The organism is Streptomyces sp. NPDC033270 (assembly GCF_055576575.1).
This window is the reverse complement of record NZ_JBVIRA010000007.1, coordinates 32,383-45,905: the sequence shown is the minus strand read 5'-3', so window position 1 is coordinate 45,905 and position 13,523 is coordinate 32,383. Positions and strand designations below refer to the sequence as shown.

The window sequence follows — 13,523 nt, the reverse complement described above, 5'->3', positions numbered from 1 at the left end:
TTCGTCGGCGCGTGCGCGCCGTCAGGCTCGCTTCCGGTCGGGGCGCCGGGCCAGCGCGGCGTCGGCGGTATCGAGGATGTTGCGGAACGTGCGGGTGATGATCGGCCGCGCCAGGTGCCGGGTGAGGAAGGCGCCGAGCAGGGGGACCGGGATCTCGGCGCGGGTGGTCCAGCACACGTGGGTGCCGCCGTCGACCTCGGTGAACGTCATCCGGCCGAGTTCGTGCCGGGACGGCGGCAGGCTGCGTTCGACGACGTACTCGGTGGCATACGGCGGGTCGTACCGGGTGATGCGCTCCCGGAACCAGCCGATGAGCCAGAGGTGGTTGCGTACCGCGCCGACCCCGTAGGGCGCGGCCTCGCCGTGCCGGGTCAGACGGCAGCGCAGGATCAGCGGCGAGGCCGTGTAGTTGGTGGTCGCGGTCAGCCAGGCGAACACGTCCTCGATCGGGGCGTCGATGACGCGCTCGACGGTCATGGTTTCCACGGCTGGTGGCCTCCTCTGTCGAGTGGGAGCACCGTCTCGGCGCGGTGCAGCTTGTCCGGGTTGCGGATGCCGTAGAGGCCGGTGATCCGTCCGTCGTGGATCTCGAACGCGACCAGCCAGTCGAGTTCGCCGTCGGTGACGAACCGGGCCGCGGGCATGCCGTTGTAGGTGGCGTGCTCGATGCGGGTCGCCGCGGTGGTGGTGCGCAGCACGCCGAGGACGAAGCGGGCGACCTCGGTACGGCCGGTGATCGGGCGGCGGGCGGCGACCACCTTCCCGCCGCCGTCGGAGATCTGCACGACGTCGGGGGCCAACAGGTCCATCAGCGCCTGGACTTCACCGGTCGTCGCCGCGAGCAGGAACCGCTGGACGACCTGGCGGGCGGCATCGGAGTCGGGGTCGAAGCGGCGGCGCCGCGCGTGGACGTGCCGGCGTGCGCGGTGGGCGATCTGCCGGACGGTGACCTCGGTCCTGCCGACCGAGGCGGCGATCTCGCCGTGGGTGTAGCCGAACACCTCGTGCAGTACGAAGACCGCCCGTTCGGTCGGGTTCAGCGTCTCCAGGACGAGCATCATGGCCATCGACACCGACTCGGCCAGGATCGTGTCGTCGCTCACGTCGGGCGCGGTGCGGATCGGCTCGGGCAGCCACGGGCCGACGTAGTCCTCGCGCCGCGCCCTGACCGTGCGCAGGTGGTTGAGGGCCTGCCGGGTCACCACGCGGACCAGGTAGGCGCGCGGATGCTCGACCGTGGCCGGATCGACCGCGCTCCACCGCAGATAGCTCTCCTGCAGCACGTCCTCGGCGTCGGCGGCGCTGCCCAGCATCTCGTAGGCGATGGTGAACAGCAGTGGACGGTGTTCGGTGAAGGCGTCCTCAGCCATGGCCCGCCCCCGCCATGAGCATGCGTTGGTACTCCGGCATCACACCCGGCTCCTCTCCTCGGACGCCCATCGAGACACCCCGCACCGGCAAACCGTGACAGCCCTCAGGTGTGATTCACTTCACCACCCGCCCGATGGGGCCGGAGCGCCACAACCTCCCTTACAGGAACGCGGGCCGGTGCGCTGCCCGCCGGGCTCAACCGGTGTGCGCGGGGCGGGAGTCAGGGAGCGTGTCGGCCGGCCAGAGGGTGTCGGGGAAGGCGGCCTCGTCGGAGTCGGTGTCGGGCATGAGGGTGGCGAGCAGCTGCCGTGCGGTCTTCGCGTGGTCGACGGCGCGGGGCAGCATGACGCTTTCGTAGGCGTCGAGTGCCGCGTCGACGGTGGGGTGGCCGATGACGGCCTGGGCGAGTTCGGCGCCGTCGAGCAGGGCGAGGTTGGCGCCGACGCCGACCGGCGGCATCAGGTGGGCGGCGTCGCCGAGCAGGGTGATGCCGGGAACGCGCTGCCAGGTGTGGGGAACGGGGAGGACGAACAGCGGCCGGTTGAGGAAGCCGCCCTCGTTGCCGCGCACGATCTCCAACAGGCTCTCGTGCCAGCCCTGGTACTGGGCGAGGAGTCGGGCGCGTACGGCTTCGGTGTCCGCGAGGTCGAGGCCGGCGTGCCAGTCCTCAGGGCCGCGGAAGGTGATGTAGACGCGCACATGTCCGTTGCTGTTGCGCTGCATCACCAGGCTGCGGCGGCCCGCCTTGGCGGACATGGTGCCGGGGCCGACCAGGTGGGCGATGCCGGGGTGGCGGCGGTCGACGTCGTCGAAGCGGGTTTCCACCATCGTGACCCCGGCGTAGGCGGGCCGGGCGTCGGAGAGCGCGGGGCGCACCCGGGACCAGGCGCCGTCGGCGCCGACGACCAGGTCGAAGTCCTCCGTGGTGCGGTCGTGGTGGTGCAGGCGGGCGGCGCCGTTCGGCAGCGGGGTGGCAGCCCTTACGGAGTGGCCCCAGCGGACCGTGCCGGGGGCGAGGGAGTCCAGCAGGAGGGTGCGCAGCTGGCCGCGGTCGATCTCGGGCCTGCTCAGATCGCCCTCGTCGGCCCGGTCGTGGCGTATCAGGGTCGCGTGACGGTCGTACAGGCGCCACTCCTGGCTTTCGGGCCGAGACAGGGCGAGGAACCGGTCGAACAGTCCGGCCGCGCGCAGGGCGACCTGGCCGGTGTCCTCGTGGATGTCGAGGGTGCCGCCCTGCGCGCGGGAGTGGGGGTCGGCCTCCTGCTCGAGGACCGTGACCGGCAGGCCGTGCCGCTGCAGGACGCGCGCGCAGAGGAGGCCGCCGAGTCCGGCGCCGACGATCGCGATGCGGGGAGTGGTGGACATAAGGGTCACGCTCCGTTCTACGGATCAAGAGAGTGCTGACGAATCAAGGGAGTGCTGACGCAGGGAGCCCTGACGAAGAGGGCGCTGCTGATGAATCGGGCGAATAGGACACCAAGGGGCGGCTCGGGGTCCGGCAGCCGAGTGCCGGTCAGGTGCGCTGCACCCCCTCACAGAAACACAGCCGCTCCAAAAGTACAACTGCTCCGACTTTCTATCCGATCGCCTTTACGATCGAATCCCCTCAAGGGGTAGGGTGGGGGCATGGCCGAGACGACGACGGGGCGCCGCGAGCGCAAGAAGGCCCAGACCAGGCAGGCCCTGTCGGATGCCGCGGTGCGGCTGTTCACCGAGCGCGGCTTCGACGACGTCGGCGTACGCGAGGTGGCGGAGGCGGCCGACGTCTCGCTGAGCACGCTCTTCAAGCACTTCCCCAGCAAGGAAGCCCTCGTCTTCGACCTGGACGCGGACGTCGAGAGCGCGCTGGTCGCCGCCGTCCGCGACCGAGCCCCCGGCCAGTCCGTGCTGCACGCCCTGCGCGACCACATGGTGCGCACCCGTACCGCCGTCCGGACCGACGACCCCACGTTCGTCCTCGTCGAATCCACGCCCGCGCTGCGGGACTACGCCCGGCGCATGTGGTCGCGCCACGAGAAGGCACTGGCCGCCGCCCTCACCGAGGCCACCGGCCTCGCCCCGGACGCCCCCGCCGTCACCGGCCTGGCCCGCTTCGCCCTGGAGGCCCCCGGCATCGCCCGCGCCAGCGAGGACCCGGCCCGGACCATGCGCGAGGTGTTCGACCTGCTGGAAAGCGGCTGGGGCGGCACCCCACTGGCACGGCAGGAAGAGCGCCCGGGCGAGGACGCGTAAGGGCGGCCGGACGCCGCCAACCGGCCGGTCCGAGCGCCACAGTGACCCCTGCACGGTCCCGTGGAGCGAGCGGATCGGGCGGGGAGAAGCCTGCCCGGTAGCGTGGCGATCATGGCGGACTGGGAGATACGACCGGCCTCGGCGTCGGACGTCGAGGCAGTGGCCGAGTTGCGTGCGGTGGTGCTGCGGGCGGATCTGGAACGGCTCGGGCGATACGACGAGCAGCGGGTGCGGCAGCGACTGCGGGACGGCTTCGACCCGGCCCACACCTGGGTGATCGAGGCGGGTGGCGCTTTCGCCGGCTGCGTGGCCCTGCGTCCGGCCGAGGACGCCCACTGGTTGGAGCACTTCTACCTGGCCCCGCATCTTCAGGGCGGCGGTGTCGGCTCGGGCGTACTGCGGCAGCTGCTGCAGTGGTGCGACCGCCGCGGCGTCACCGTCCGGTTGAACGTGCTCCAGGGCAGTGCGGCCCAACGGCTGTACGAGAGGCACGCGTTCTCGGTGGAGACCGAGGGCCCGGTGGACGTGTTCATGGTGCGCAAGCCGGACTGAGGGCGTCACGGCGGCCAACTCAAGTGCACAGGGCCGACCGGCGCCCTCGCCCCCGCCCCCCGCCCCCCCGCACCACTTTTGCTAGCACTTGCTTGCAATAGTTAGCACGAGGATGCAGTATCGAGTCATGGCATCACTCAACGTCGGCAATCTCGGCGAGTTCCTGCGGGAGCAGCGGCGCACGGCGCAGCTGAGCCTGCGGCAGCTCGCGGATGCCGCCGGGGTGTCCAATCCGTATCTCAGCCAGATCGAGCGCGGCTTGCGCAAGCCGAGTGCGGAGATCCTGCAGCAGCTCGCCAAGGCGCTGCGGATATCCGCCGAGACGCTGTACGTCCAAGCCGGGATTCTGGACGAGCGCCGTGGGCTCGACGGGGTCGAGGTGCAGACCGCGATACTCACCGACCCCGCGCTGAACGAGCGGCAAAAGCAGGTCCTGCTGCAGATCTACGAGTCCTTCCGCAAGGAGAACGGGCTGGTCGGCGGCGGCAGGGACGACACTGCGAACGGGTCCGGGAACGGGCGCGGCACGGATACCCGGACAGAGGCCGAAGACGGCCCGCACGCCACCTGAGCAACCGATTTCGTTTCCAGGAGGAACCACGTCATGGCCATCAACACCGATGACCTCCGCAAGGCCCTGACCGACACGACCCCGCTGTACGCCCTGGCCGGCACGGTCGACCTGGCCGCCGAGAAGCTCGGCGAGGTGCCGCAGCTCGTCGAGAAGCTCAAGGCCGAGGCGCCCAAGCGCTTCGAGTCCGTGCGCAGCACCGACCCCAAGGACGTCCAGGCGCTGGTCGCCAAGCAGGCCAAGGACGCCCAGGAGAAGCTGGCCGAGCTGCTGGACTCGCTCGACGGCGACTTCAAGAAGTTCCGCGACCAGGCGCAGGAGCTCGCGCTCCAGGGCGTGGGCCGGGTCGCCGAGACCGCGGTGCGGGCCCGTGAGGGCTACGAGGAGCTGGCCGAGCGCGGCCGCGGCGCGGTGGCGACCTGGCGCGGCGAGGCCGCCGACCAGGTCGAGGAGCTCGCGGTGGCGATCGAGCCGGAGCCGGCCCCGAAGGCGGCGGCCAAGGGCGGCACGAAGACCGACACCGCCAACGGGGCCAAGGCGGAGACCAAGGCCACCCCCTCGACGACCCAGGCCAAGCCCGCCGCCCCGAAGAAGCCGGTGGCGCAGCGCAAGCCGGCGCCGGCGAAGAAGAGCACCCCGCCGTCCGCGAAGTGAGCCGGCGCCCCCTTCACCGGGGACGCGGATTCACCGGCCGGGCCGGGCACCCTTGAGGTGCCCGGCCCGTTGTCCGGGTACGGTGGGGCCGCGGCGGGCCGGTGGACGGCCACGGCCGACGAAGACGACACGACCGGCGAACGGGCGGTGTATGGCGTGCTGATCTACGGGTTCCAGAGCCTTCTGAGCTGGGTGCAGCTCGCCCTGGGCGTCTATGCCGGCGTGATGCTGATCGATGCGGCGGTGCGCCGCGAGGACGCCTACCGCGCCGCGAGCAAGCAGACCAAGGGCATGTGGCTGATCTTCCTCGCCCTCGCCACGGCGCTGCTGTTCATCCTCCCGATCATGTCGTTCCTGCCGATCATCGGCGTCATCGCGGTGATCGTCTACACCGTCGACGTGCGGCCGGCGCTGCGGCAGGTCACCGGCGGCGGGCGCGGCCCGCGGCGCGGCGGCGGCTCCAGCTCGGACGGGCCGTACGGGCCCTACAACGGCGGGCGCTGAGCCCGGCGCCAGGCGGGCGCGTGGGCTCCGGCCCACCCACCGAGCCCGTCCGGCCGTCCAGCAGCAGTGACGTCGGCGGTCAGCGGTCCAGCAGCAGTACGGCCACGTCGTCGGTCAGCTCGCCGCCGTTGAGGTCGCGTACCTCGCGGACCGTGGCGTCGAGCAGGTCCTCGCCCGTGAGGCCGCCCGCCATCTGCCGGCTGACCAGTTCGGTCATGCCCTCCTGGCCCAGGCGCCGGTTGCCCTCGCCGACCCGGCCCTCGATCAGGCCGTCGGTGTACATCATCAGGCTCCAGGAGCCACCCAGCTCGACCTGCCGGCGCGGCCAGCGGGCCTGCGGCAGCAGGCCGAGCGCCGGGCCGCCGCATTCGTACGGCAGCAGCCGCGGGAGCTCGCCGGCGCGGGCCAGCAGGGGGGCCGGGTGGCCGGCCAGGGAGAGGCCGGCGTGGTGGCCGTCGGCGGAGATGTCGACGGTGCAGAGCGTGGCGAAGATCTCGTCGTCGGAGCGCTCGTGCTCCAGGACCTTCTGGAGGGTGGCCAGCAGCTCGTCGCCGGAGAGTCCGGCGAAGGTCAGCGCGCGCCAGGCGATCCGCAGTTCGACGCCGAGGGCGGCCTCGTCGGGGCCGTGGCCGCAGACGTCGCCGATCATCGCGTGGACGGTGCCGTCGGGGGTGCGGACCGTGTCGTAGAAGTCGCCGCCGAGCAGCGCGCGGCTGCGGCCGGGGCGGTAGCAGGCCGCGAAGCGCAGGTCGGAGCCGTCGAGCAGCGGTGTGGGCAGCAGGCCGCGCTCCAGGCGGGCGTTCTCCTGGGCGAGCATCCGCGACTCGGTGAGCTGGCGCTGCGCGAGGTCGGCGCGCTTGCGTTCGACGGCGTAGCGCACGGCGCGGCTGAGCACCGCGCCGTCCAGCTCGTCGCGGAAGAGGTAGTCCTGGGCGCCGACGCGTACGGCGTCGGCGGCGCGCTCGGCGTCCGTCTCGTAGGTCAGGACGAGGACGGCGTGCGAGGGCGCCATCCGCAGGACGTCGTGCAGCATGCCCAGCTCGGCGCCGGGTGCGCCGTCCGGGCCGCCGTCGCGCTCGGTGCGGTCGTCGCGCTCCGCCGGGGGCAGGTCGAGCAGGATGCAGTGCACGTCGTCGGTGAGCAGCCGCTCGGCCTCGGTGAGGTTGCGGGCGGTGCGCAGGCGCACCCTGCGGCCCGCCCAGTCCGACATCTCGGGGACATGGCTGTTGGGGTCCTCGCCGATGAGGAGAAGGGTCAGGCCCTGCTGGGCCGTCCCGTGGTCGGCCGAAAGTCGCCGTTCGCCCATCAGCGGCTCCTCGGGCTCCTGGAGGCCCTGCGGCGCCGCGTGGGCGGTCCAGCGGCCGGCGACGGGTGCCGGGACGCGCACGCCCTGGTCCGTCGCGTCCCCCGCGCCCGGCGCGCCGGCCGCCCGCGCGGAGTCCGCGCAGGCGTCGTTCACCGGTCCTGCCTGGTGAGGCAGCACGACCGTCCGCTGGTGCGGTACGGGTACGGGCATCGGTCTGCTTCCTTCCCTCCCCCCGAGGGGGTTCGGTGAGCGCCGATCGGCGCACCACCGTGCCCGGCTCCGCACCCGCCCGTCGGTCCACCGGGCGGGGCGCGCACCGGCACTGACAGGCGACCATAGCGGCAGCGTGGAGGAAGAGGGAATGGCCGACGGCAATCGGCCATTGTCATATGCCGCGCCCAATAAGGCGTTTGACCTGCGGCAGGCGGAATACGGAATGACGAATATCACCCCGCTTGAGTGCATTCAGCTACACCGCGACAACCCTCGGAGAGGAAACATTCCGGTCATTTATCGTGCGTGCGACCCTCGTCATCGATCCTCGTCATGGTGTCCGCCGTCACGATCGGGGCGGACCACTCCGAGGATCGGCATCGAGCCGGCGCCGGTGATCGTCACCTGGCGGCCGGGGCGCGGTGCGTGCACGATGGCGCCGTTTCCGAGATACATACCGACATGGCTGGCGTCCGAGAAGTAAATGATCAAGTCGCCGGGGCGCATGTCCCGCAGCGCGACGCGCGGCAGCTGCCGCCACTGCTCCTGCGAGGTCCGCGGGATCGTCCGGCCGCCGTGCTGCCAGGCCCGCAGGGTCAGCCCGGAGCAGTCGAAGGTGTCCGGCCCCTCCGCGCCCCACACATAATCCTTGCCGATCTGCGCGGTGGCGTACGAAATCGCCTTCTTGCCCAGGGCGGAGGCTTTGTTGCTGATGTCGTCGAGAACACCCGAGTCGAGCCACTTCTGCTGCTCCCTGAAGGCCCGCTCGTCCTCCAGTTTCCGCAGCCACTCCTTTTCCTTGGCGGCCAGCCTGGATTCCAGCTTCTTTGCCGCGTCGATCTTTTTCTTGATGTCCCGCTGGGCGCTTTCCTTCTTCTTGCGGTTCGCCTCCAGCCGCTCCCAGCGATCGGTGGCAGAGTCCGCATATTTCTTCAAGTCGCCTTCGAGACGGGCGAGTTCACCGATCACGCGCTTGGCGGCGAGCTGCCCCTTACGGGCCAGGGTGACATTGTCGAGAAAGGCCTCGGGGTCGGTGTTGAGCATCAGCTTCGCCTCGGCGGGCAGCCCGCCGCCGCGGTACTGGGCGCTGGCCAGCGCGCCCGCCTGCCGCTTGAGGGCGGCCAGTCTGTGCTGGGTGCCGTCGATGCTGCGGGCCAGCCTGACGATCTCCTTCTGCTGGAGTTCGACCTGCTCCTTGGCCGCGTTGTAGGCGTCGGTGGCCCGCTCGGCCTTGCGGTAGAGGGCGTCGATCTTCTGGCGTACGTCATCGAGGTGCCGGGCGCCGGACTCGGCCGTAGCGTCGGGTTTGGGGTCGTCGGCGTACGCGGTCCCCGCCGTGGCGCCGAGCAGACCCGTCACGCACAGGACGACGGCCGTGCACGCCACCAGCCGGCCGCCCCGGGCGCCGCGCCTGCCCCTTACGCCGCGTGCGCCCTCTTCATCCCCTGGTTCCCGCACATCCCGAACGCCCTGTTGTGCCCCCTGGCGCCCCACCAGCCACCTCCGGTCGTTCCGCACCGATTCGCGTGGTCCTCCGGCGCGGATGCTGCCATACCCATCAGTAATTCAACAGAGCGACGGGCCCTTTAGTACGAGTGGGCGAACACTTCTTCCCCCGCACCCATCCGATGGCCGAGGTTCACCTTGCGTTCACTCTCCTCCATCGGCTGCTTCACCTGATCTGCCTAATTTCGGCCGTACCGAGTGCGCGTCATGCCTGATCGGCAACCGCGGCACGGCTAGCTGACACCGCACCCCCACGGCGGTCACCACACACCACAGACCTCATCACCTCGCACGCCGGAGAAGCGGCGCGCCCCAGGAAGGAATTCCCGACTGTGAAGCTTCAGCGCAAGAACCGGGTTCGCGCCCTCGCCGTTGGCGCTCTCGCCGTCTCCGGTGCCCTGGCCCTGACCGCGTGCGGCTCCGACGACACCACCGGCGCCAACGGTGGCGGCGGCTCCGCCAAGGCCTCGAACATCAAGTGTGAGGGCAAGGGCAAGCTGCTCGCCTCCGGCTCCTCCGCGCAGAAGAACGCCATGGACGTCTGGGTGCAGAACTACTCCGGCGCCTGCAAGGACACCGAGATCAACTACCAGCCGACGGGCTCCGGCGCCGGCGTCACCACCTTCCTGCAGGGCCAGACCGCCTTCGCGGGCTCCGACTCGGCCCTCAAGCCCGAAGAGGTCACCAAGTCCAAGCAGGTCTGCAAGGGCGGCCAGGCCATCGACCTGCCGATGGTCGGCGGTCCGATCGCGGTCGGCTACAACGTCCCCGGCGTGGACGACCTCGTGCTGGACGCCCCGACCCTGTCGAAGATCTTCAACTCCGAGATCACCAAGTGGAACGACAAGGCGATCCAGAAGCTGAACCCGGACGCCAAGCTCCCGGACCTCAAGATCCAGGCGTTCCACCGCTCCGACGACTCGGGCACCACCGACAACTTCACCAAGTACCTCAAGGCCGCCGGCGGCTGGAAGCACGAGCCGGCGAAGAAGTGGGAGGGTGCGGGCGGCCAGGCGGCGTCCGGCTCGGCCGGCGTCTCCTCGCAGGTCAAGCAGACCAGCGGCGCGATCTCCTACTTCGAGCTGTCCTACGCGACCTCCAGCAAGATCCCGACGGTCAAGCTGAACACCGGCGCCAAGGAGCCGGTCGAGGCCACCGTCGACAACGCCTCGAAGGCCATCTCCGAGGCCAAGCAGGTCGGCAAGGGCGACGACCTGGCCCTGCAGCTCAACTACACCACCAAGGCCGACGGCGCCTACCCGATCACCCTGGTGACGTACGAGATCGCCTGCGACAAGGGCAACAAGGCCGAGACCCTGCCGGCCACCAAGTCCTTCCTGACCTACGTCTCCAGCAAGGACGGCCAGGCCGCCCTCAAGGAGCTCGGCTACGCCCCGCTGCCCACCGAGATCGCCGACAAGGTCCGCGCGACCGTCGCCAAGATCTCCTGACCTACCGGGCGGCGGCCCACAGCGCCGCCGTACGGCCGAAGGGGTCCTGTGACCAGGGCCCCTTTCGGGCCGCCGCCCGTCCGGTGCACCGCCGCGCCAGGAGCCCCCACCGGGCTCCGCAGACCGGAGAACCCATGAACACACCCTCCTCGACAACCGACAACCCGCCCGCGCCACGGGCCGACGGCTCCGCCGTGTCCGGCAAGGCGGTCCGTCCCGGTGACCGGATCTTCCTCGGGCTCTCCCGGGGCTCCGGCATCGCCCTCCTGGTGATCATGGCCGCCATCGCGGGCTTCCTCACCTACCGGTCCGTGCTCGCCATCTCCGGCGACAAGGCCAACTTCTTCACCACGCTGGACTGGAACGCCAGCGGCACCGAGCCCAAGTTCGGCATCGCCGTGCTCGCCTTCGGCACCCTGGTCAGCTCGGTGGTCGCGATGCTCCTCGCGGTCCCGGTCGCGGTCGGCATCGCGCTGTTCATCTCGCACTACGCCCCGCGCAGGCTGGCCTCGCCGCTCGGCTACGTCATCGACCTGCTCGCCGCGGTGCCCAGCATCATCTACGGCCTGTGGGGCGCGCTCTTCCTCGTCCCCCACCTGAGCGGCTTCTACGGCTGGCTGGACGACTACCTCGGCTGGACCGGCATCTTCGAGTACGGCGGCGGGGCGGCCCGCTCGCTGTTCACCGTCGGCATCCTGCTCGCGATCATGATCCTGCCGATCGTGACCAGCGTCAGCCGCGAGGTCTTCCTGCAGGTCCCGAGGATGCACGAGGAGGCCGCGCTGGCGCTCGGCGCCACCCGCTGGGAGGTCATCCGGATGTCGGTGCTCCCCTTCGGCCGCTCCGGCGTCATCAGCGCCTCCATGCTGGGCCTGGGCCGCGCGCTCGGCGAGACGATGGCCGTCGCCACGGTCCTGTCCCCCAGCTTCCTGATCAACGCCAGCCTGCTGGACCCGGGCGGCGGCACCTTCGCCCAGAACATCGCCAGCAAGTTCAGCGAGGCCGACGAATTCGGCCAGGACGCCCTGATCGCCTCCGGCCTCGTCCTCTTCGTGATCACGCTCCTCGTCAACGGCGCGGCCCGCCTGATCATCGCCCGTCGCAAGGAGTACTCGGGAGCCGCAGCATGAGTGAGCGAAGCGAACGAATCATCAACAGGTGCGCGTCTGGCGAATGCCACGCCTCGCGTAGCGAGGTGGCGGCATGAGTCTGACCACCGACCGCGTCACGGTCTCCAACGGAGGCACTCCGCTCCCGGTCTCCCTCAAGCACCCCCGGCTGCCCCGCTGGGCCCCCGCGGCCCTCGCGCTGGTCGCGGCCGGCGCGGGCTGCGGCATCGGACTGGCCGCCGGCCTGGACAGCGCGATCCAGTGGGGCCTGATCGCCGCCCTGCTGTTCGTCTTCGGCACCTTCGCGCTGGCCGCGGGCGTCGAGGGCACCCGGCAGGCCAAGGACCGGCTGGCCACCAGCCTGGTCTGGGGCGCCTTCCTGCTCGCCGTCGTCCCCCTCGCCTCCCTGCTGTGGGAGACCGTCGCCCGCGGCATCAAGGTCCTGGACGGCTACTTCCTGTCGCACTCGATGGGCACCCTCCCCGACGCGATGCCCGGCGGCGGTATCTACCACGCGATCATCGGCACCCTGGAGCAGGTCGGCCTGGCCACCCTGATCGCCGCGCCGATCGGTCTGCTCACCGCGATCTACCTCGTCGAGTACGGCCGCGGCCGGCTCGCCAAGGCCGTCACCTTCTTCGTCGACGTGATGACCGGCATCCCCTCGATCGTGGCCGGCCTGTTCATCCTGTCCGTGTGGATCCTGATCCTCGGCTTCGGCCCGTCCGGCTTCGCCGGCGCGATGGCCCTGGCGATCCTGATGATGCCGGTCGTGGTCCGCTCGACCGAGGAGATGCTCAAGCTCGTCCCGAACGAGCTGCGCGAGGCCTCCCTGGCGCTCGGCGTGCCCAAGTGGCGCACCATCCTCAAGGTCGTGCTGCCGACGTCGATCGGCGGAATCACCACCGGCGTGATGCTCGCCATCGCCCGTATCGCCGGTGAGACCGCGCCCGTGCTGCTCCTGGTGTGGGGCGCGAAGACGATCAACAACAACCCCTTCGAAGATGCCCAGCAGTCGCTTCCGCTCTACGTTTTCCAGCAGTGGCAGCAGGGTTCCGAGGCCTCCTACGACCGCGCCTGGGCCGCGGCACTGGTCCTCATCGCCTTCGTCATGATCCTCAACCTGGTGGCCCGCGGCATCGCCCGCTGGAAGGCCCCCAAGACCGGTCGCTGACGCGACCCGCTCCGCTCCCGGGAGCGGGGCCGACCAGCGACCCTCTGAAGCACCGAAAGAAGCAGTGATCCCATGGCCAAGCGAATCGACGTCAGCGGCCTCTCCGCCTTCTACGGCACCCACAAGGCCATCGACGACATCTCGATGACGGTCGAGCCGCGCTCCGTCACGGCCTTCATCGGCCCCTCCGGCTGCGGCAAGTCCACCTTCCTGCGCACCCTGAACCGCATGCACGAGGTCACCCCCGGCGGCCGCGTCGAGGGCAAGGTGCTGCTGGACGACGAGAACCTCTACGGCGCGGGCGTCGACCCGGTCGCCGTGCGCCGCACCGTCGGCATGGTCTTCCAGCGCCCCAACCCGTTCCCCACGATGTCGATCTTCGACAACGTCGCGGCCGGCCTGCGGCTGAACGGGTCGTACAAGAAGAGCGAGCTGACCGAGGTCGTCGAGAAGTCCCTCAAGGGCGCCAACCTCTGGAACGAGGTCAAGGACCGCCTGAACAAGCCCGGCTCGGGCCTGTCCGGCGGCCAGCAGCAGCGGCTGTGCATCGCCCGCGCGATAGCCGTCGAGCCGCAGGTGCTGCTGATGGACGAGCCGTGCTCGGCCCTCGACCCGATCTCCACCCTCGCCATCGAGGACCTGATCGGCGAGCTGAAGGAGCGCTTCACGATCGTCATCGTGACGCACAACATGCAGCAGGCCGCGCGTGTGTCGGACCGTACGGCGTTCTTCAACCTCGCGGCCGTCGGGCAGCCCGGCAAGCTGATCGAGATCGACGAGACCGAGCGGATCTTCTCCAACCCCTCGGTCCAGGCCACGGAGGACTACATCTCCGGCCGCTTCGGCTAGGCCCGCCCGGCCGACGCCCCCTGAGCGTCCT

Annotated in this window: 14 protein-coding genes; 9 read left to right on the top strand and 5 right to left on the bottom strand. The window is 70.6% G+C overall.

What is annotated here, in order from left to right; all coding sequences use genetic code 11:
- Nucleotides 1-21: 21 nt before the first annotated feature.
- From ACZ5XZ_RS12900 to ACZ5XZ_RS12890, 3 genes are all read right to left on the bottom strand, one after another.
- A complete protein-coding gene (locus ACZ5XZ_RS12900; RefSeq protein WP_468977126.1) occupies nt 22-486 on the bottom strand; it encodes an SRPBCC family protein in 465 nt (154 codons plus the stop codon).
- Entirely contained in the window at nt 474-1,370 is an 897-nt protein-coding gene (locus ACZ5XZ_RS12895) for an RNA polymerase sigma-70 factor (protein WP_468977125.1), read from the bottom strand. Before ACZ5XZ_RS12895 ends, ACZ5XZ_RS12900 begins: the two co-directional genes overlap by 13 nt.
- A gap of 196 nt (nt 1,371-1,566) precedes the next feature.
- A complete protein-coding gene (locus ACZ5XZ_RS12890; RefSeq protein WP_468977124.1) occupies nt 1,567-2,736 on the bottom strand; it encodes an FAD-dependent oxidoreductase in 1,170 nt (389 codons plus the stop codon).
- Nucleotides 2,737-2,997: 261 nt separating this feature from the next.
- Here ACZ5XZ_RS12890 and ACZ5XZ_RS12885 point away from each other — a divergent pair, with 261 nt between their 5' ends.
- The 5 genes from ACZ5XZ_RS12885 (at nt 2,998) to ACZ5XZ_RS12865 (ending at nt 5,884) form a co-directional block, all read left to right on the top strand.
- Nucleotides 2,998-3,603 (top strand): TetR/AcrR family transcriptional regulator, encoded by a 606-nt coding sequence (locus ACZ5XZ_RS12885; protein ID WP_468977122.1) that lies wholly within the window; start codon nt 2,998-3,000, stop codon nt 3,601-3,603.
- Nucleotides 3,604-3,714: 111 nt separating this feature from the next.
- Nucleotides 3,715-4,155 (top strand): GNAT family N-acetyltransferase, encoded by a 441-nt coding sequence (locus ACZ5XZ_RS12880; RefSeq protein ID WP_468977119.1) that lies wholly within the window; start codon nt 3,715-3,717, stop codon nt 4,153-4,155.
- Nucleotides 4,156-4,282: 127 nt separating this feature from the next.
- Entirely contained in the window at nt 4,283-4,726 is a 444-nt protein-coding gene (locus ACZ5XZ_RS12875; RefSeq protein ID WP_468977117.1) for a helix-turn-helix domain-containing protein, read from the top strand.
- A 33-nt stretch (nt 4,727-4,759) separates the two neighbouring features.
- Nucleotides 4,760-5,380 carry a hypothetical protein gene (locus ACZ5XZ_RS12870; protein WP_468977115.1) on the top strand — a complete coding sequence of 207 codons (621 nt, stop codon included), beginning with the start codon at nt 4,760-4,762 and terminating at the stop codon, nt 5,378-5,380.
- Between the two features lie 156 nt (nt 5,381-5,536).
- On the top strand, nt 5,537-5,884 hold the full coding sequence (locus ACZ5XZ_RS12865; RefSeq protein ID WP_468977471.1) for a DUF2516 family protein: 348 nt from the start codon (nt 5,537-5,539) through the stop codon (nt 5,882-5,884).
- 79 nt (nt 5,885-5,963) lie between these two features.
- On the opposite strand, the gene ACZ5XZ_RS12860 is transcribed toward ACZ5XZ_RS12865, so the two are convergent.
- Both ACZ5XZ_RS12860 and ACZ5XZ_RS12855 read right to left on the bottom strand, forming a co-directional pair.
- A complete protein-coding gene (locus ACZ5XZ_RS12860) occupies nt 5,964-7,400 on the bottom strand; it encodes a PP2C family protein-serine/threonine phosphatase (protein WP_468977113.1) in 1,437 nt (478 codons plus the stop codon).
- A gap of 321 nt (nt 7,401-7,721) precedes the next feature.
- Nucleotides 7,722-8,789: a C40 family peptidase gene (locus ACZ5XZ_RS12855; protein WP_468977112.1), complete on the bottom strand. Its 1,068-nt coding sequence runs from the start codon at nt 8,787-8,789 to the stop codon at nt 7,722-7,724.
- A 452-nt stretch (nt 8,790-9,241) separates the two neighbouring features.
- On the opposite strand from ACZ5XZ_RS12855, the gene pstS reads away from it, so the two are divergent.
- The 4 genes from pstS to pstB all read left to right on the top strand — a co-directional run bounded on the left by pstS (nt 9,242) and on the right by pstB (nt 13,492).
- Nucleotides 9,242-10,360, top strand: coding sequence for a phosphate ABC transporter substrate-binding protein PstS (gene pstS / locus ACZ5XZ_RS12850; protein ID WP_468977110.1), 1,119 nt, complete (start codon nt 9,242-9,244; stop codon nt 10,358-10,360).
- A 134-nt stretch (nt 10,361-10,494) separates the two neighbouring features.
- Nucleotides 10,495-11,490, top strand: coding sequence for a phosphate ABC transporter permease subunit PstC (pstC, locus tag ACZ5XZ_RS12845; protein WP_468977109.1), 996 nt, complete (start codon nt 10,495-10,497; stop codon nt 11,488-11,490).
- Between the two features lie 73 nt (nt 11,491-11,563).
- On the top strand, nt 11,564-12,643 hold the full coding sequence (gene pstA / locus ACZ5XZ_RS12840; protein WP_468977108.1) for a phosphate ABC transporter permease PstA: 1,080 nt from the start codon (nt 11,564-11,566) through the stop codon (nt 12,641-12,643).
- Between the two features lie 72 nt (nt 12,644-12,715).
- Nucleotides 12,716-13,492 (top strand): phosphate ABC transporter ATP-binding protein PstB, encoded by a 777-nt coding sequence (gene pstB, locus ACZ5XZ_RS12835; protein ID WP_468977106.1) that lies wholly within the window; start codon nt 12,716-12,718, stop codon nt 13,490-13,492.
- The last annotated feature ends 31 nt before the right edge of the window (nt 13,493-13,523 follow it).